The 18,539-nt window shown below is 32.2% G+C and carries 19 protein-coding genes; 10 read left to right on the forward strand and 9 right to left on the reverse strand.

The window, feature by feature from the left end; genetic code table 11:
* Positions 1 to 107 precede the first annotated feature (107 nt).
* Positions 108 to 1,361 carry an ABC transporter permease gene (locus Q0891_RS04755; RefSeq protein ID WP_299099259.1) on the forward strand — a complete coding sequence of 418 codons (1,254 nt, stop codon included), beginning with the start codon at positions 108 to 110 and terminating at the stop codon, positions 1,359 to 1,361.
* Between the two features lie 24 nt (positions 1,362 to 1,385).
* On the opposite strand, the gene Q0891_RS04760 is transcribed toward Q0891_RS04755, so the two are convergent.
* On the reverse strand, positions 1,386 to 1,844 hold the full coding sequence (locus tag Q0891_RS04760) for a GAF domain-containing protein (protein WP_299099261.1): 459 nt from the start codon (positions 1,842 to 1,844) through the stop codon (positions 1,386 to 1,388).
* A 90-nt stretch (positions 1,845 to 1,934) separates the two neighbouring features.
* On the opposite strand from Q0891_RS04760, the gene xrtF reads away from it, so the two are divergent.
* The 6 genes from xrtF to Q0891_RS04790 all read left to right on the forward strand — a co-directional run bounded on the left by xrtF (position 1,935) and on the right by Q0891_RS04790 (position 6,776).
* Entirely contained in the window at positions 1,935 to 2,480 is a 546-nt protein-coding gene (gene xrtF, locus Q0891_RS04765) for an exosortase family protein XrtF (RefSeq protein WP_299099263.1), read from the forward strand.
* Positions 2,480 to 2,908, forward strand: a complete 429-nt coding sequence (locus Q0891_RS04770; protein ID WP_299099265.1) for an exosortase F system-associated protein — start codon at positions 2,480 to 2,482, stop codon at positions 2,906 to 2,908. Before xrtF ends, Q0891_RS04770 begins: the two co-directional genes overlap by 1 nt.
* Before the next feature lie 104 nt (positions 2,909 to 3,012).
* On the forward strand, positions 3,013 to 3,372 hold the full coding sequence (locus Q0891_RS04775) for a hypothetical protein (protein WP_299099267.1): 360 nt from the start codon (positions 3,013 to 3,015) through the stop codon (positions 3,370 to 3,372).
* Positions 3,373 to 3,446: 74 nt separating this feature from the next.
* The gene (locus Q0891_RS04780; RefSeq protein WP_299099269.1) at positions 3,447 to 5,684 is read left to right on the forward strand and encodes a TonB-dependent receptor; all 2,238 of its coding nucleotides are present in this window, start codon (positions 3,447 to 3,449) and stop codon (positions 5,682 to 5,684) included.
* Between the two features lie 87 nt (positions 5,685 to 5,771).
* On the forward strand, positions 5,772 to 6,143 hold the full coding sequence (locus tag Q0891_RS04785; RefSeq protein WP_299099271.1) for a heavy-metal-associated domain-containing protein: 372 nt from the start codon (positions 5,772 to 5,774) through the stop codon (positions 6,141 to 6,143).
* A 21-nt stretch (positions 6,144 to 6,164) separates the two neighbouring features.
* Complete coding sequence (locus Q0891_RS04790; protein ID WP_299099273.1) at positions 6,165 to 6,776, forward strand: hypothetical protein; 612 nt, start codon at positions 6,165 to 6,167, stop codon at positions 6,774 to 6,776.
* A 36-nt stretch (positions 6,777 to 6,812) separates the two neighbouring features.
* Here the strand turns inward: Q0891_RS04790 and Q0891_RS04795 are convergent, their stop codons facing one another.
* From Q0891_RS04795 to miaB, 8 genes are all read right to left on the reverse strand, one after another.
* The gene (locus Q0891_RS04795) at positions 6,813 to 7,481 is read right to left on the reverse strand and encodes a DUF6090 family protein (RefSeq protein ID WP_299099275.1); all 669 of its coding nucleotides are present in this window, start codon (positions 7,479 to 7,481) and stop codon (positions 6,813 to 6,815) included.
* 126 nt (positions 7,482 to 7,607) lie between these two features.
* Positions 7,608 to 9,236, reverse strand: coding sequence for a chaperonin GroEL (gene groL / locus Q0891_RS04800; RefSeq protein ID WP_299099276.1), 1,629 nt, complete (start codon positions 9,234 to 9,236; stop codon positions 7,608 to 7,610).
* A gap of 106 nt (positions 9,237 to 9,342) precedes the next feature.
* On the reverse strand, positions 9,343 to 9,618 hold the full coding sequence (gene groES / locus Q0891_RS04805; RefSeq protein WP_299099278.1) for a co-chaperone GroES: 276 nt from the start codon (positions 9,616 to 9,618) through the stop codon (positions 9,343 to 9,345).
* 176 nt (positions 9,619 to 9,794) lie between these two features.
* Entirely contained in the window at positions 9,795 to 10,139 is a 345-nt protein-coding gene (secG, locus tag Q0891_RS04810) for a preprotein translocase subunit SecG (RefSeq protein ID WP_299099280.1), read from the reverse strand.
* 1 nt (position 10,140) lies between these two features.
* Positions 10,141 to 11,082, reverse strand: a complete 942-nt coding sequence (locus Q0891_RS04815; RefSeq protein ID WP_299099282.1) for a hypothetical protein — start codon at positions 11,080 to 11,082, stop codon at positions 10,141 to 10,143.
* Between the two features lie 3 nt (positions 11,083 to 11,085).
* On the reverse strand, positions 11,086 to 11,589 hold the full coding sequence (locus Q0891_RS04820) for an LptE family protein (RefSeq protein ID WP_299099284.1): 504 nt from the start codon (positions 11,587 to 11,589) through the stop codon (positions 11,086 to 11,088).
* Between the two features lie 71 nt (positions 11,590 to 11,660).
* Positions 11,661 to 12,935 (reverse strand): sigma-54-dependent Fis family transcriptional regulator, encoded by a 1,275-nt coding sequence (locus tag Q0891_RS04825; protein ID WP_299099286.1) that lies wholly within the window; start codon positions 12,933 to 12,935, stop codon positions 11,661 to 11,663.
* A 2-nt stretch (positions 12,936 to 12,937) separates the two neighbouring features.
* Positions 12,938 to 14,383 carry a tRNA (N6-isopentenyl adenosine(37)-C2)-methylthiotransferase MiaB gene (miaB, locus tag Q0891_RS04830; protein WP_299099288.1) on the reverse strand — a complete coding sequence of 482 codons (1,446 nt, stop codon included), beginning with the start codon at positions 14,381 to 14,383 and terminating at the stop codon, positions 12,938 to 12,940.
* A 205-nt stretch (positions 14,384 to 14,588) separates the two neighbouring features.
* Here miaB and Q0891_RS04835 point away from each other — a divergent pair, with 205 nt between their 5' ends.
* The 3 genes from Q0891_RS04835 (at position 14,589) to topA (ending at position 18,536) form a co-directional block, all read left to right on the forward strand.
* On the forward strand, positions 14,589 to 15,374 hold the full coding sequence (locus tag Q0891_RS04835) for a hypothetical protein (RefSeq protein WP_299099290.1): 786 nt from the start codon (positions 14,589 to 14,591) through the stop codon (positions 15,372 to 15,374).
* A gap of 44 nt (positions 15,375 to 15,418) precedes the next feature.
* A complete protein-coding gene (locus tag Q0891_RS04840) occupies positions 15,419 to 15,850 on the forward strand; it encodes a hypothetical protein (RefSeq protein ID WP_299099292.1) in 432 nt (143 codons plus the stop codon).
* A gap of 154 nt (positions 15,851 to 16,004) precedes the next feature.
* A complete protein-coding gene (gene topA, locus Q0891_RS04845) occupies positions 16,005 to 18,536 on the forward strand; it encodes a type I DNA topoisomerase (RefSeq protein WP_299099295.1) in 2,532 nt (843 codons plus the stop codon).
* The last annotated feature ends 3 nt before the right edge of the window (positions 18,537 to 18,539 follow it).

The raw sequence follows: 18,539 nt of genomic DNA on the forward strand, positions 1-18,539 counted from the left end.
ATATTCACAAAGAAAAACTTAGTCCACAATGTAGTTTCTTTAAGTTTTTTGTAACAATAAATTGTTGAAAACGTCCTATCTTTAAAATGTTATAAAACAACGGTTGCATGCTAGTATATTTTCGATTACTAAAAGAGAGTTTTTCATTTGCTATTAATGCACTTAGAAATAATAAACTCAGAACGTTTTTATCACTTTTGGGAGTAACTGTTGGGATTTTTTCAATTATTGCTGTGCTGGCAGCAGTAGATTCTTTAGATAAAACAATAACATCGCAGCTAAGCTCTTTAGATAGTAATACCATGTATGTTGTAAATAGGTCTTTTGGTCCTACGGAAGTTCCACGTTGGCAACGCGAATCCTTTGATCCTATTACATTTAATGAATATAAGAGTTTGAAGTCATCGTTATCTGATGCAGAGCATGTCGCATTTCAACTCGGCGTAAAACCTGAAAATATCAGGTATGAATCTGAATTAGTAAGTGGAGTAAATACTGTAGTGGTTTCGCATGAGTTTACAGATATTCAAGTATTAGAATTTGATAAAGGACGGTTTTTTAATGAATCAGAATCTAACTCAGGAAGACCAGTTGTGGTCATTGGTTCTGAAATCGCAAAATCTCTTTTTGGTGAATTTGAACCAATCGGAAAAAGAGTCCGAATTTATGGTCAAAAATTTACGGTAATTGGTGTGGTTAAAAAAGAAGGTTCTGGGCTCTTAGGAGACAGTAATGATGTCTCTATTTTTCTACCAGCTAATTTTGTAAGAAATAAATTTGGAGATAACAATCCTAATAATATGCCTATTGTAATTATTAAACCCGCTAAAGATGTTGATATAGACGGCTTAAAAGCAGAAGTATCGCAAATACTTAGAAACAAACGCGGACTAAAGCCTAATGAGATAGACACCTTTTTTGTTAATATAATAGCTGGCTTGCAAAGTGCAATTGATGAAATGTTAGGTGTGTTAAACTTAATTGGTTGGGTAATAAGTGGATTTTCATTATTAGTTGGTGGCTTTGGTATCGCTAACATTATGTTTGTTAGTGTAAAGGAACGCACTAATTTAATCGGAATTCAAAAATCTCTTGGAGCTAAAAATAAGTTTATACTATTTCAATTTTTGTTTGAAGCCGTTATTCTTGCTGTTGTAGGTGGTATTGTTGGTTTAATCCTAGTATACTTAGGTACTATAATAGGGAGTAGTTTTACAGATGATTTTGAATTTGTCTTATCACCTCAAAATATGCTGTTAGGATTCTTTATTTCTTCAATGATTGGTTTAGTTTCTGGGGTAATTCCTGCATTAACTGCATCGCGCTTAGATCCTGTAGAAGCTATTCGCACAGGAATGTAATATTTTAAAATTCCTTATTAGGAATTAACTTAAAATAGAAGCCACTTTTTTACAAACGAATTCTAAAAATTTTTCATCAGCATCGGTAAAAGGATCAGGTGTGTTAGAGTCAATATCTATTTGTCCAATATTTTCATTATTAACAAAAATAGGAATAACAATTTCGGCTTTAACTGTTATGCTACAAGCTATGTAGTTGTCTTGTGCAGCAACATCTGGTACAACAAAATTTTCGTTACTAACCGCAACTTGTCCGCAAATACCTTTTCCAAAAGGAATAACGGTATGGTCTGTTGGTTCACCAACATAAGGACCTAATTTTAGTTCGTTTTTATCTCCATTTTTAAAATAAAAACCTACCCAATTATAATAAGTAACGTTGTCTTCTAAGGTTTCACAAATTAATAAAAGACGTTCGTCAACACTAAGATTTTCTTGAGCTATGATGCTTTCTATTTTTGGTTCTAATGCTTGTAAATTCATAAATGGAAAAAACTTTTGGTAAAAGTATTTAAAATGCGCTATTTTGAAATACCGTTTTTATAAATTTAACAACAAATTATTAATTTTAACTTGAAGGCACTTTTAATAAAATATAAATCTGTAATCCGTTTTATTATCACTTTTTTGGGTGTGTATGCTGTTCTAACTATGGGCTACAATGTGTACTTAAATATGTCTGATGGTTCTAAATATTATCCAGATTATTTAACACATTTAGTTGCGGAGCAAACCACTTTGGTTTTAAATAGTTTAAATTACGAGGCAGAGATTTTACCACATCCTAATGAGCCTTCTTTAAAAATTATAATTAATAAAAAGTATGTGGCGCGTGTTATTGAAGGTTGTAATGCCATTAGTGTTATTATTTTGTTTTTGTCCTTCATAATTGCGTTTGCAGGAAAATTAAAAACGACTTTATTTTTTGGATTAGCTGGCAGTATTATAATATATGCTTTCAATCTAATTAGAATTGTAATTCTTTCAGTAGGTCTATATCATTATCCTTGGCGACGAGAAATTTTACATAATGTTATTTTTCCTATGTTAATTTATGGAACTGTATTTTTACTTTGGATGATTTGGGTTAATCGGTTTTCTAAAAAAAGCAACGGCTAATGCAGAAGGTTGTAACTTATATTTCAGTAGGACTATTATTCTTGTTCTTAATCCTTATAAGAACTTTTGAAGACGTCTTATTTTATGATCCCTATTTAACTTTTTTTGAAAACGACTACTTATACATGGACAGTCCTAGACGAGAAGTCGCAAAACTTGTCTTATTTACATCCATTAGGTTTGTCTTAAACACATTAATTTCATTAGGTGTATTATATGTTATATTTAAGGATATGAGTATCATTAAATTTTCAACCCTTATTTACGCAATCGCATATATCTTACTTTTAATTCCGTTTTTATATTTTGTGATTAATCCTAAACAAGAAGATTACTATTTATTTTTTAATGTTAGACGATTTTTAATTCAGCCGATAGGGTTAATTCTTTTATTACCTGCTTTTTATTATTACAGAATGAATCGTTAATAGTTTTATAAATCAATTTTCGATAAATAAGAATTTTGTAAATTTGTAACGTGAATTTTGCAATTACACATAAAATATTTTCTATAGCACTATCTTTTTTGGTTTTGATTTTATCATTATCATTAACTATAGAGAAGCACTTTTGTGGAGAAACATTAGTTGATGTTTCTATTTTTTCTGAACCAGACAATTGCTGTGATGATAGTTTAGAAGTTGCAAAATCAGACACGATAAAAAAAAGCTGTTGTAAAGATGAAGTTGATATTTTAGATGGCTTATCTGAAATTACAATTAATTCATTTGAAGACTTAGATGTCATACATCAGCAAGTATTATTTGCATATAGCTACTCTTATTTAAATCGTTTTGAAGATTTTTCAAATGGAGTTATTTCTTATAAAAATTACTCACCTCCCAAACTCATTAAAGATATTCACGTCTTAGATGAGAAATTCCTTATTTGATTTTAGATATAACCCTTAGAAACAAAAGGATGCACGCTATGTTGTGCAGTTAGTTATATTTATAAATCAAACAAATGAGAATAAATTTAATATTAATTTTTATGGTTTTGTCGCACGCGCTGTCAGCACAAGATCAATTAAAAGGCATTGTCTCTGAATCGAGTACAGGAAAAGTTTTGCCTTTGCCAGGCGCAAATGTATATTGGTTAGGTTCCTCAATAGGAGCTGTTACTTTGGAAGATGGTACTTTTCAGTTACCCTATAAATTTTCATATAACAAATTAGTAATTAGTTATGTGGGTTTTAAAACAGATACATTAACCGTTAATGAAAACAGTTATATTAACCATATACTACAGTCTAGTGAAGAATTAGATGCTGTTGAAATTAAAACACGGAATATACCGACTAGAAAATCGTATTTAAAAGCGGCAAATACGTTTACAGTAACCAAATCAGAGTTGCTAAAAGCGGCTTGCTGTAACTTATCTGAAAGTTTTGAAACCAATCCGTCAATTGACGTAAACTTTGCTGATGCTGTTTCAGGTACTAAGCAAATAAAAATGTTGGGATTAAATTCGCCTTATATTTTAATAGCTACAGAAAACATACCAACAATTAGAGGTGCGTCTCAAGCATATGGACTAAGTTTTATTCCTGGTACTTGGGTAGAGAGTATTCAGATAACCAAAGGAACAGGGAGTGTCGTCAATGGATTTGAGAGTATTGCCGGTCAAATAAACGCGGAGCTTGTAAAACCTTCTAGCGATGACAAGTTATTTGTTAACCTTTATGGTGCATCTAGTGAGCGTTTAGAATTAAATACGCATATCAATACAGAGGTTTCGGACAAATGGAGTACAGGTTTGTACTTGCATGGTAATACGCATCAAGAAAAACACGATGTTAATGATGATGGCTTTTTAGATATGCCTCTATACAACCAGATTAATGTATTAAATCGTTGGCAATATACTAATCTTGAAAAAGGCTTCGTCAGTTTTATAAATCTAAGATATTTAAATGATGAAAAACAAGCAGGACAAGTTGAATTTAATCCAGATACAGATAAAGGAACTACAAATTTCTGGGGAAGCAAAATTAATACGGAACGTTTTGAAGTGGCTGCAAAATTAGGCTATGTAAATCCAGAAATTCCCTATCAAAGTTTCGGTTTTCAAACCTCCTTTAGTCATCATAACCAAGATTCTTATTTCGGACTAAATCTCTACGATATTCAGCACAATAGTTTTTATTCTAATTTGGTGTATAACACAATCATTTCAGATTCTCGTCATAAAGTAAAAACCGGTTTAAGTTTCACTTACGATCATTATGATGAGTTGGTGAATACAGATACTTATGAACGTACAGAAAATTCTATTGGAGGTTTTTTTGAATATGCCTACGATAATTTAGATAAATTAACAATGACTGCAGGTATTAGAGTAGATCAGCATAATAGATTGGGATTTTTTGTTACACCGCGTTTTCATTTACGATATACGCCTTGGGAGAAATCGGCTTTGCGTTTTTCAGTAGGAAGAGGGAAGCGTAGTGCTAATATTTTTGCTGAAAATCAGAATATGTTTTCAAGCTCTAGGCAAATTAATATTGTAAATTCAGGAGGTAAAATATATGGATTAGACCCTGAAATTGCTTGGAATTATGGTGTGAGCTATTTACAAGGGTTTAATCTGTTTGATAGAAAAGCTGATGTAACTTTTGATTTTTACAGAACTGATTTTCAGAATCAAGTTATTGTAGATTGGGAAAATCCTTTTGAGGTAAATTTTTATAATTTAGAAGGTGATAGCTATGCTAATAGTTTTCAGTTTGAATTTAATTACAATGCTTTTGAAGGTTTTGATATAAGAACCGCATATAAATATTACGATATTAAAACAGATTATAACTCTGGTAAGCTTGAAAAACCATTAATACCTGAGCATCGTTTGTTTGCTAATACTTCTTATGAAACTGAAATTACTAAAAATGGTTCGCAATGGAAATTTGATGCCACTTATAATTGGTTAAGTCAGCAACGTTTTCCTAGCACAGTTTTAAGTTCTGCAGAATATCAATTAGATGATAAAACGCCAACAATAGCAACATTAAATTTGCAAGTTACTAAAGTGTTTTCTCCTAAATTTGAAGTATATTTAGGAGGCGAAAATGTAACTAATGTAAGACAAAGTAATCCAGTGATAAGTGCTGATAATCCGTTTGGATCAAATTTTGATAGTAACTTTGTATATGGTCCAATATATGGAAGTATGTATTATGCTGGACTGCGGTATAGGATAAAGTAATCGTCAGTCTTGGGAAACCAGGAATTCAAAATGAAAAATTAAATAAATAGATTCCTGCCTTCGCAGGAATTACAAAAAACATTTAAAATGAAAAAAATAGTATTAATCTTTACATTATTAATTACAACAATCGTTTTTGCTCAAAATAAAAATGCTAAAGCCAGTATAGAGGTCGATGGTGTTTGTGGTATGTGCAAAGAACGGATAGAAAAAGCTGCAATTAGAACCAAAGGTGTAAAATCAGCGGTTTGGAATGTAGATACACACGAGTTAAAACTCATATATGATGAGCGAAAAACCGATTTAAAAACCATTTCTACGAGTGTGGCATCTGTAGGTCATGACACCAAAGAGATAAAAGCTACTGAAGAACAGTATAATTCTGTACATCCATGTTGTAAATATAGAGACGAAGAAGTAAAGAAAGATCATGAACCTAAAAAAGAAACAAAAGAATAATAAAAAACTTAAAATTAAAATATGAAGTATAATTATTTATTTATAGCTCTGTTTTTCATAGCTACCAGTGTTAATGCCCAAAAAGATTATGTTATTACTGTTGACGGTAAGGACTATGAAATTGCTTTAGATAGTAATGAAGATGTTAAGATTAAGGGTAAATTGGTTAACATTGCTTTAAAGAAAAAAGATACTTTATTATTAGATGATGATTATTTTGAACTTAAGTATACTAAACAACACAAAGTATCTCGAGTAGAAATAGAATCAGATATAGAACAAATAATGTTAATGACAGCTGGAGGCTCTGGATTAATTATTCAAAAGTATGGTTCGTTTAATCCAAGTATGCTTCAAGAAATGATGATGAATGAGGTAACAAAAGAAAGCGTGAGTTATGGTTATAACTTGAAACGTGAAGATTATGATAAAGAATTATCCTCTGGCGAAACCATTAAAGTTCTTAAGTCCGTTTTAACTTATAAAGGAGAAACTGAAGTTTATGAAGTGATGGCACATGGAAAAAAAGATGAAGGTATAATAGTTATGACTCTGAATATGAATCTTGGCGTTGAAGACGGAGGAGAGGATATGATACAACTCATGTGGAATTCATTAAGTATTAAACCATAGAAAAAAATTAAGCCTGAATTTATTCAGGCTTTTTTTTTAAATATAATTTAGAGCAGCATCAATTTCTGAAATTAAAGTATCGCAGCTGTTAATACCAAGATTTGTAGCTTCTACCTTATCACTAAATGTAGTTAACAATGCACGAACAATGTTTTTTAATTTTATTTCATCTAAAAATGGAGCATTTCCTTTAGGTATCTGGTCATAATCTGCATTATTAACGAGATAATTGCCTAAGTAATCTTTTATTAAACTAGTATGTCTAACATAAACATCTGATAGTTCATCATAGTTAGAATAATGTTGTTGAATAGCTGTTTTTAGTTTAAAGTCTTCAATAAGTTTTAAATCACCTGAGTTGATTAAGGTTTTGTAGGTTATATTTTTTGGACTGAAATTTTCATACTTCAAAATTGCAAAGATGTTATTCATTAATTGCATGTTTTGCTCATTTTCAGAATTCAATTGAGGAATAATTTTTGAACAAATATTTATTTTTTTAGTTATCGCTTTAATATTCTGCTCTAATTGAATTTTATCAGCCTCTACATCACTCTTTAGGTTAATTAAGTATTCTTCTCTTAGGTTATTGTCTTTTACGTTATCGGAACATTTATTCATGCTAAAGGCTATTGTAATGCCAATTATAACAATAACTATTTCTCTTAATGTGTATTTCCAAGTTGCTTTTGTAGTCTTTGCCATAGAATAGATTAATTAGTTTTCTAAAGCTAAGAAAATTATATATAACAAAAGCCCTTGATTTTCATCAAAGGCTTTTAAAATTTATAACTGACCAAGGTCAATGATTTATCTATGGCGATTCGCCATCTACATCATACCTGGCATTCCGCCTCCACCCATTGGCATGGCTGGTGCATCTTCTTTAATATCTACCAATGCACATTCCGTAGTTAAGATCATACCTGCTACAGAAGCTGCATTTTCTAAAGCAATACGAGTTACTTTTTTAGGATCAATAATACCAGCTTTAAGCATGTCAACATAAGTTTCAGTTTTAGCATCATAGCCAAAATCTTTTTTACCTTCTAAAACTTTATTGATAACAACAGATCCTTCACCACCAGCATTCTCTACGATAGTACGTAAAGGAGCTTCTATAGCTTTATTCACAATCTGTACACCAGTTGTTTCATCTAAATTATCTGTTTCTATTTTTTCTAAAGTTTTCTTAGCTCTTACTAAAGCAACGCCTCCACCAGCTACGATACCTTCTTCAACTGCAGCACGTGTAGCATGTAAAGCATCATCAACTCTATCTTTCTTTTCTTTCATTTCAACTTCAGAAGCAGCACCAACATATAGTACGGCAACACCACCAGCTAACTTAGCTAAACGTTCTTGCAGTTTTTCTTTATCGTAATCTGAAGTAGTTGTTTCTATCTGAGCTTTGATTTGGTTAACTCTGGCTTTAATGTCAGCAGCTTTACCTTCTCCATTAACAATTGTAGTGTTGTCTTTGTCAATAGTTACAGTTTCGGCAGTTCCTAACATAGTTAAGTCTGCATTTTCAAGAGAAAAACCTCTTTCTTCAGAAATAACAACACCACCTGTAAGGATAGCGATATCTTCTAACATTGCTTTACGTCTGTCTCCAAAACCTGGTGCTTTTACAGCAGCAATTTTTAATCCACCACGCAATTTGTTAACTACTAATGTAGCTAATGCTTGTCCTTCTACATCTTCTGCGATGATTAATAATGGACGACCAGATTGCGCTACTGGTTCTAATATTGGAAGAATTTCCTGTAAGTTAGAAATCTTTTTGTCAAATAATAAAATGTAAGGATTTTCTAAATCAGCGATCATTTTATCAGAATCTGTAACAAAATAAGGTGATAAATAACCTCTGTCAAACTGCATACCTTCTACAACATCAACGTATGTTTCCATACCTTTTGCTTCTTCTACAGTAATTACGCCTTCCTTACCAACTTTTCCGAATGCTTTAGCGATTAATTCACCAATAGTATCGTCATTGTTAGCAGAAATTGCAGCAACTTGCTTAATTTTATCAGAATCGCTACCTACTTTTTTAGATTGTTTATCTAAATCTTTTACGAGAGCTTCAACAGCTTTATCAATTCCACGTTTTAAATCCATTGGGTTTGCACCAGCAGCAACGTTTTTAAGACCTTCTTTAACGATCGCTTGGGCTAAAACAGTTGCAGTTGTTGTACCATCACCAGCTAAATCGTTAGTTTTAGAAGCGACTTCTTTTACCATTTGAGCTCCCATGTTTTCAAGCTCATCTTCTAATTCAATTTCTTTTGCAACAGAAACACCATCCTTAGTTACAGAAGGTGCTCCAAATGATTTTCCAATAATTACGTTACGACCCTTAGGACCTAATGTTACTTTTACTGCATTTGCTAAAGCATCTACACCACGCTTTAATCCATCGCGTGCTTCAATATCAAATTTTATATTTTTTGCCATGTTTTTTAGTTTTTGTCATTCCTGCGAAGGCAGGAACCTAATTTATTTAAGTTTATATTGTGGATTTCGCATTAAGAGTGGGAAATCACATAATTAAGAGTTGATATTAAATTATCGCCAAGATGTCACTTTCGCGCATCATTAAATAATCTTTACCTTCTAATTTAAGTTCAGTTCCTCCATATTTTCCATAAAGAACAGTATCTCCAACTTTTACAGTTAAAGGTTCGTCTTTTGTTCCGTTTCCTATTGCCACAACAGTACCTTCTTGTGGTTTCTCTTTTGCGTTATCTGGAATAATAATTCCTGATGCTGTTTTAGTTTCAGCTTGCTTAGGTTCTACAAGAACTCGGTCTGCTAATGGTTTAATGTTTAAGCCCATTTGTTATATGTTTTTTAAATTATTTAATTGTTAATTTACGCTTTAGCGTAGTTCGAAAATTATGCCAATTAAGGTGGACTGACAAAGTTTCATATTGAATTAGTTTTTGATTATGAGAATAAAAAAAGCCAACTTAAAAAAGTTGGCTTTCTATATTGCAAAATAACTAGTATGTGTTATTCCGTATCTGCTCCCTCTGCTGTTGCACCATCATTTGTTGCTGGTGTAGACATTGGTAATTCTGTAGACTCTTCTGCATCGTAAGCTTTAGATTCTGTAGAACCTCCAGAACCAATAGTTAAATTAGATGCTAAAATTAATACGATTAAAGCTGTTGCTAAAAACCAAGTACTCTTATCTAAAAAGTCTCCTGTTTTTTTAACACCACCCATTTGTTGTGTGCCACCACCACCAAATGAAGAAGATAATCCTCCTCCTTTAGGGTTTTGTACCATAATTACTACGACTAGTAAAAAGGCAACGATTACGATTAGTACTAAAAATATTGTAAATGCACTCATTTTATTTTGTATTATTATCTTTTAATTCTTTTACCAATTTTATTTGGTGTGCAAAGAAACTACTTTTTTCTGGATATTTCAAACTTAAAATTTTGTAAGACTGAATTGCCTTATTATAGTTTTTCTGCTCTAAATAAATTCTTGCCAAAGTTTCAGTCATTAAACTGTCTGAAATAACGTCGTCATTGTTTACTAACTTTGGTTTTGGAGCGTTATCTGTAATTGGTTTTATTTTAGGATTTTCACTAATAAACTTGTCGATTAGTGCTAATTTATTTTCTAAAGGTGAAGTAGGCGCTTGTTCTGAAATCTCCTCCGTAACCTCTGGTTCATCAATTGTGACTTCTCTGTTGATAGGCTTAAAACTTGTGATTTTTAACCATTCCGTAAATGAATGATTTTCCGATTTATCAAAATCTAAGGGTTTACCAATGTTGAGTTGTTTTTCTGGAGTAATGTTTTTGAAATCAACAGCTATAATAGAGTCTTCTAGTTTTGGAGATTGAGAAGCTTCTTTTGGCTGAGGTAATGGTTTAGCCTCAAATAAATCTGGATCTAAAACACCTTCTGTTGCTTTTATTTGTTCTTTTAAAGCATCATCAATAGTTACACTTTTATTAATTGAAATATCATCTACTTCATTAACTTCAATACTTTTGATGTGCTCTATGTTTTGCTTTATTTGTTGTGATATTTCATTTTGATTAAATTCAGCAGATGTAATATAGTCAAACAACACACTACGATCAGTAGTATGTGCTGCTGTAATTTTTAAAGCATTATTGTATTTGTAACTATCGGCTTGTTTAAGACCTTTTAAGTAAAGCGCTCTTAATGTTTGAAAATAAGGATATTCCTTTATTGCAGAAGAAAGTTCGTCAGTTTGAGACGCAGAAATTGCTTCTGGCTTTTGAATTAAATATGTTAAATTTTCAAGTTGCATATTTTACCAATCTGCTAATGATGCGTTAAGAATATCTTGTGTTAGTCGTTCTAAAATTTCATCGAATGCAGTGTCTTTAACGCTTCCTGTTAATTGCTCACTCGCACCATAATCATAAAAGAATGAAAATCGCTTATCAAAATCTTTTTCTTCATCCTTGGTATTGATATATCTTACCTGTACACTAATGGTTAAACGGTTTTGAGCGGCAGTATTTTCTGCGGTTGCAGTCATAGGTGCAATTCTATATTCTGTAATTTCGCCTTCGTAAATAACTTCGCCACCAGTATTTACCAAGTTAGAGCTCGTTTGGTTAACGATTAAATCTTGTAATGCATTTGTAAATAATTGGTCTAAACCTGGCTCAACAAGATCTGCTGTATTCTGAAAGAAATTAACTTGAAATGTATCTGGCGTATCGGTAATACCAGTAAATGAATAATTTACTTTGCATCCAAAACTTACAAGGCAAACTGCTAAAACTAAAATGTATTTAAAGTTATTCATTTAAAAGGCTTTTATATTGTATAGGTTTTTTAGTTAACGATATTTACGCTAGGATGTTTCTTAATATAATCCTAAAGATCAAATTGTTTAATTTTTCTATATAAAGTTCGTTCGCTAATCCCTAACTCTGCAGCAGCTAATTTACGTTTTCCGCTATGTCTTTCTAAGGATTTTTTAATCAATTCTAATTCCTTGTCATGTAAAGATAAGGTTTCCTCTTCTTCTATTTCTTCTGCAAAATGATATTTATCTTCATTTTCGGTAGAAATTTCTTCAGGTTGATCTGTATGCGAAGTGTGTGCCGGAATTGATAATACTTCTAAATCTTCAATAGAAGCTTCAAAATCTTCTTCTTTATCGTCGCCGTAAATTTTCTGAATTAAATGTTCGTTGTCTTTTTGAACATCACTAGTAGTTCCTGTTTTCATCAGTTCCATAGTCAGTTTTTTAAGATCATTAAGATCGCTCTTCATGTCAAATAAAACCTTATATAAAATCTCACGTTCACTGCTAAAATCACTTTCTGATTTTGTACTACTTACAACGGCTGGTAAGTTACTACCTGTATTTGGTAAATAGTTCTGCAATGTAACACCATTAATAGTTCTGTTTTGCTCTAGTACAGAAACTTGTTCAGCTACATTTCGTAATTGTCTAATATTACCATTCCATCGGTATTTTAGTAATAAACCAACGGCATCATCTGTTAACTTTACAGTTGGCATTTTATATTTTAAGGCAAAATCACTAGCGAATTTTCTAAATAATAAATGAATATCGTCTTTACGGTCTCTAAGTGGAGGTAAATTGATTTCTACAGTACTTAGTCTGTAGTATAAATCTTCTCTGAATTTCTCCTTCTTAATAGCTTCAAACATATTCACATTTGTTGCAGCTACAATTCTTACATCAGTTTTTTGAACTTTAGAAGAACCTACTTTTATAAATTCTCCATTTTCTAAAACACGCAGTAAACGTACTTGTGTGGTTAATGGTAATTCTCCAACTTCATCTAAAAATATGGTTCCACCATCGGCTACTTCAAAATAACCAGAACGTGTAGATGTTGCACCCGTAAAAGCGCCTTTTTCATGTCCAAACAGTTCACTATCAATTGTGCCTTCTGGTATCGCCCCACAGTTTACTGCTATGTATTTACCGTGTTTTCTGTGTGATAATTGATGAATTATTTTAGGAATACTTTCCTTACCAACACCACTTTCTCCTGTGACTAATACAGAAATATCAGTAGGCGCAACCTGAATTGCCTTTTCTATGGAACGATTGAGCTTAGGATCATTTCCTATAATTCCAAAACGTTGTTTTATGGCTTGAATAGATTCCATAATTAATTTTGTTTAGAATAACCAACAGCTTTACCAATTAGTGTTGCACTTGTACAATCGGTAATTAATACATTTACTAAATCTCCTACTTGATAATGCTCTTTTGGGAATACAGCAACTGTATTGTCTGAAGTTCTTCCAGACCATTGTTCGTCAGATTTCTTAGAAGCTTTTTCTATTAAAACTTCTACAGTTTTATTTAGGTTTTGGCGCGTGTTTAGCTCACTATATTTACGTTCTAATTTTACTATTTCTGTTAGTCGTCGCTTTTTAACGGCTTCAGGCACATCGTCTTCCATTTTACGGCCAGCCAATGTTCCAGGGCGTTCCGAGTATGTAAACATATAGCCAAAGTTATATTTTACGTAATCCATTAAGCTTAGTGTATCTTGGTGGTCTTCTTCAGTCTCGGTAGGGAAACCTGCAATTAAATCGACACTTATAGAACACTCAGGTATAATTCGTTTTATGTTATCTATAAGCTCAAAATACTCTTCACGCGTATGAAGCCTGTTCATTTCTTTTAATATACGGTCGCTTCCGCTTTGCACAGGTAAGTGTATATGCTTACAGATGTTATCATATTTTGCCATTGTTTCAATGACATCTAATGTGAAATCTTGAGGATTAGATGTAGAAAAACGAATTCGCATCTTAGGTTGTGCTTTTGCACATAATTCTAAAAGGTTAGCAAAGTTTACTGCTGTAGCTTTTTGTAAATCAGTTGCGTTTACAAAATCTTTCTTTAAACCACCACCATACCATAAGTAGCTGTCTACGTTTTGTCCTAAAAGAGTTATTTCTTTAAAGCCTTTAGACCATAAATCGTTAACTTCTTCAATTATACTTTGCGGATCCCTACTTCGTTCTCGTCCTCTAGTAAAAGGAACAACACAAAAAGTACACATGTTATCACAGCCACGAGTTATAGAAACAAAAGCAGTAATTCCATTAGTGTTTAGTCTTACGGGAGAAATATCGCCATAGGTTTCTTCTTTTGAAAGAATAACATTAATGGCATCTCTACCTTCATCTACTTCGGCAAGTAAATTAGGTAGGTCTTTATAAGCATCTGGCCCAACAACTAGATCTACAATTTTTTCTTCTTCTAAGAACTTTGTCTTTAGTCGTTCTGCCATACATCCTAAAACGCCAACCTTCATTTTTGGGTTAGTACGTTTTACTGCATTATATTGTTGTAAGCGTTTTCTAACGGTTTGTTCTGCTTTATCTCTAATTGAACACGTGTTTACTAAAACCAAGTCAGCTTCTTCAAGCGTCTGTGTCGTATTAAAACCTTGTTCTGATAAAATAGAAGCCACAATTTCACTATCACTAAAGTTCATGGCGCAGCCATAACTTTCTATAAATAGTTTACGTTTATTACCTTCTTTATTGTCTAAAATTAAGGTTTCACCTTGTTTATTTTCGTCTATAGTTTTTTCCATCAGTTGTAGTGAATACTGCAAAATGCAATAAGCATGCAAAGATAATATTATTTTAGAGATTGTGACAAAGTGGCAGTTATAAAATCGTTAATGTTTAAATTTAACTATGCATAAAAATGATTTATTTTTAGCATTGGTCTACTCATTTGCTTGAATAATTGCAAAAAATAGATTTCTTTTGAAGTACTAACTAAAATAATAAAAGATGAATACCATTGAAATGAAACGTAGAATTGGAAGTGCTAAAGATTTAGATTTCGGCACTATTTTTAATCAATCTATTGAGTTGTTTAAGAAAGTTTGGGTTCAAGGATTGGTGGTTTTGTTACTCGGAATGGTTTTGGCAATGCCTATAGGAATGCTTGTTTATATTCCTTTAATTTTTTCTGGATTCATGGATTTTTACTCTAGTACTTACGATCCATATAGTTCAGCGCAACCAGAAATTGGAGCAATGTTTTTTGTTTCTATGGGATTTGTTTACCTCATTTTAATTTTAGGAATGAGTATAATAACACTTGGTCTTAATGCCGCATTTTATAGAATATGTAAGATTAAGGATTTAGAGCAAATGGGAAGTGAAGATTATTTTTATTTCTTTAAAAAACCATATTTAGGTAAAACGATAAAACTAGGATTGGTATTTGGTGGTATTTTACTATTATCCTTTATGCTATGTTTCTTTCCTATTATTTATGTTTCAGTTCCTTTAGTTTTTTTGGTAACCATTTATGCCTTCAATCCAGATATGGCTATTTCAGATATGGTTAAAATGGCGTTTGATTTAGGAAACAAGAAATGGTTTGTTTCTTTTGGATTAATTTTTGTTTCTGGGTTTTTAGCATTCGTCGTAGGTTTCTTTATGTGTTTTGTAGGTATGTATGTTACGAGATCTTTTTCATATTTACCTGTGTATTTTATATATAAAGAAGTTATTGGGTTTAATGATGAAGACGGATTACCTAAAATTGAGGAAAATACAAGATTTTAACGCAACCTATTTGTAATTTTTACATCTATATAATAAATGGTATAATGAAAAACAATACACTTTTTGCCTACATGTTAATGTGTATACTGCTATTAAATATGCAGTGTGACACTGATGAAACTATAACTATAGAACCTTGCGGTTTAGATATTATAATAGATGATTTAGCTTATAACGAAAGTGAAGGTTATGCTATCAATGAGGTTGTTATCGAAAATGACTGCATAACATTAGGGATTTCGGGTAGTGGTTGTGACAGTGATAATTGGGTTATGACGTTAATAGATTCTGGTAATGTAGCAGAATCATTGCCACCACAACGTTATCTAAAATTAGACTTAACTAATAATGAAGTGTGTTTAGCCTTTTTTACTAAGTATGAGGAGTTTGATTTATCACCTTTGAGAGTTGACGGTTTAAATGAAGTACTTTTAAACATTGAAGGATTTTCAGAGCCGTTGCTCTATACATATTAGTTATAAATATTTATAAACTGTGAAAGCCTTACAATACGTAAGGCTTTTTCCGCTTTATAAACCATAAAAATTACGTTAAAAAGCGTGCTATTTACGACCAAATTAGGATTGTAACTTAATTTTCACATACATTTGTAAACGCAAAATTTTAAGAATGTCGAAGAATCTAGTTATTGTTGAGTCACCTGCTAAGGCAAAAACCATAGAGAAATTTTTAGGAAAAGATTATAAAGTAGAGTCCAGTTTTGGGCACATTGCAGATCTACCATCTAAGGAATTAGGAGTTGATGTTGATGGCGATTTTATGCCAAAATATCAAGTGTCAAAAGATAAAAAGGATGTTGTAAAAAAATTAAAAGACTTAGCGAAGAAAGCAGACATTGTATGGCTAGCGAGTGATGAGGATCGAGAAGGAGAAGCAATTGCTTGGCATTTAGCTGAGACCTTAAAATTAGATAAAGAGAAAACAAAGCGTATTGTTTTTCACGAGATTACAAAGTCGGCAATTAATAAAGCGATAGAAAATCCAAGAAGTATCGATTATAATTTAGTAGATGCACAACAAGCAAGGCGTGTATTAGATCGTATTGTTGGTTATGAATTATCTCCTGTTTTATGGCGTAAGGTAAAAGGAGGGTTGTCTGCAGGACGTGTGCAATCTGTTTCTGTACGTTTAATTGTGGAACGTGAGCGCGATGTACAAGCCTTTGAAGCTAAAGCATCTTATCGCGTAGATGCTGAGTTTACCAATGAAAACGGAAATTCGTTTAAAGCAAAATTACCTAAGAATTTTAATTCAGAAAAAGAAGCATTAGAATTTCTTAATAATAATACAGGAGCAACATATCAGGTTTCAGATTTACAAAAGAAACCTGCTAAGAAATCTCCAGCAGCACCATTTACAACGTCAACACTTCAACAAGAAGCATCACGTAAATTGGGATATTCGGTAAGTAGAACGATGTCTAATGCACAACGTTTGTATGAAGCTGGTCTCATTACTTATATGAGAACAGATAGTGTTAATTTATCTGATGAGGCTAAAAAAGGAGCAGAGAAAGAAATAATTTCGGCTTACGGATCAGAGTTTAGTAATCCTAAAAACTATAAAGGAAAATCAAAAGGTGCGCAAGAAGCTCACGAAGCTATACGACCAACAGATTTTTCTAATCATACTGTTAATGCAGAACGTGATCAAGCAAGATTGTATGATTTAATCTGGAAACGTGCTATCGCTTCTCAAATGAGCGATGCTAAATTAGAACGTACGAATCTAAAAATTCAGATTAATGCAAAAAATAAAATTAGCGAGCAGTTTACTGCGAATGGAGAAATCATCACTTTTGAAGGCTTTTTAAAAGTATATTTGGAAGGTACTGATGATGAAGACGCAGAACAAGAAGGTATTTTGCCAGATTTAAAAGTTGGTGAAGCACTTAAAAATAAATACATCACAGCGACAGAACGTTTTACTAGACCACCAGCAAGATTTACTGAAGCATCGTTAGTTAAGCAATTAGAAGAATTAGGTATTGGTCGTCCGTCAACATATGCGCCAACAATTTCTACAATACAAAATAGAAATTATGTTGAAAAAGGAACGCATGAAGGTGATGAAAGAAAATACAAACAGTTGGTATTTGAAGATCAAAAGATAAAAGATAATACACTTTCTGAGCAAACAGGATCTAATAAAGGAAAATTAGTGCCTACAGATATAGGAATGATTGTTACAGATTTCTTGGTAAATCATTTTGAAAGCATTTTAGATTATAACTTTACTGCTAAAGTAGAAGATAAGTTTGATGATATTGCAGAAGGAAAAGAAGATTGGCGAGAAATGATGAAAGATTTCTACAAAGGGTTTCATCCACAAGTAGAAGATGTGCAAGAAAACGCCGAACGTGAATCTGGTGAACGTATTCTAGGGACAGATCCTAAAACGGGTCGTCAGGTCAGTGTGCGTTTAGGTAAATTTGGACCAATGGTGCAGCTTGGTGTCATGGAAGATGAAGAGAAACCGAAGTTTGCTAGTTTGTCTCCAGATCAACAGCTAAATTCTATTACTTATGATGAAGCAATGGATTTGTTTAAGCTTCCAAAAGCTTTAGGTCATTATAAGGAGGAAGAAGTAGAAGTGAACAATGGACGTTTTGGACCTTATGTGCGTTTTGGTAAAAAGTTTGTGTCTCTACCAAAGGGTGTTGATCCTTTAAGCGTAGATATGGATGAGGCAATGATATATATTAAGGAGAAAGAATTAGCAGATGCTCCTATATATATGTACAAAGATTTAGAGGTAACTAAAGGTAAAGGACGTTTTGGACCGTTTATAAAATGGAACAATATGTTTATCAACGTTAATAAAAAATACGATTGGGATAATTTATCAGAAGAAGATATTGTGACTCTTATTGAAGAAAAGATTCAAAAAGAGATTGATAAAGTTATACATAACTGGGAAGATGAAGGTGTACGTGTTGAGAAAGCGCGTTGGGGAAGACACAATATTATAAAAGGCAAGCAAAAAGTAGAGCTAGCCAAAACTGTAGATGTTACTAAAATGACTTTAGAAAAAGCATTAGGTATTCTCGAAAAAAATGCACCTAAAAAGAAGGCGCCAAAAAAGAGAGCTACAAAAAAGAAGACTACAGCAAAAAAGAAAACGACAACTAAAAAGAAATAATAA

The organism is uncultured Winogradskyella sp., from assembly GCF_947498005.1.
Lineage (GTDB): Bacteria > Bacteroidota > Bacteroidia > Flavobacteriales > Flavobacteriaceae > Winogradskyella.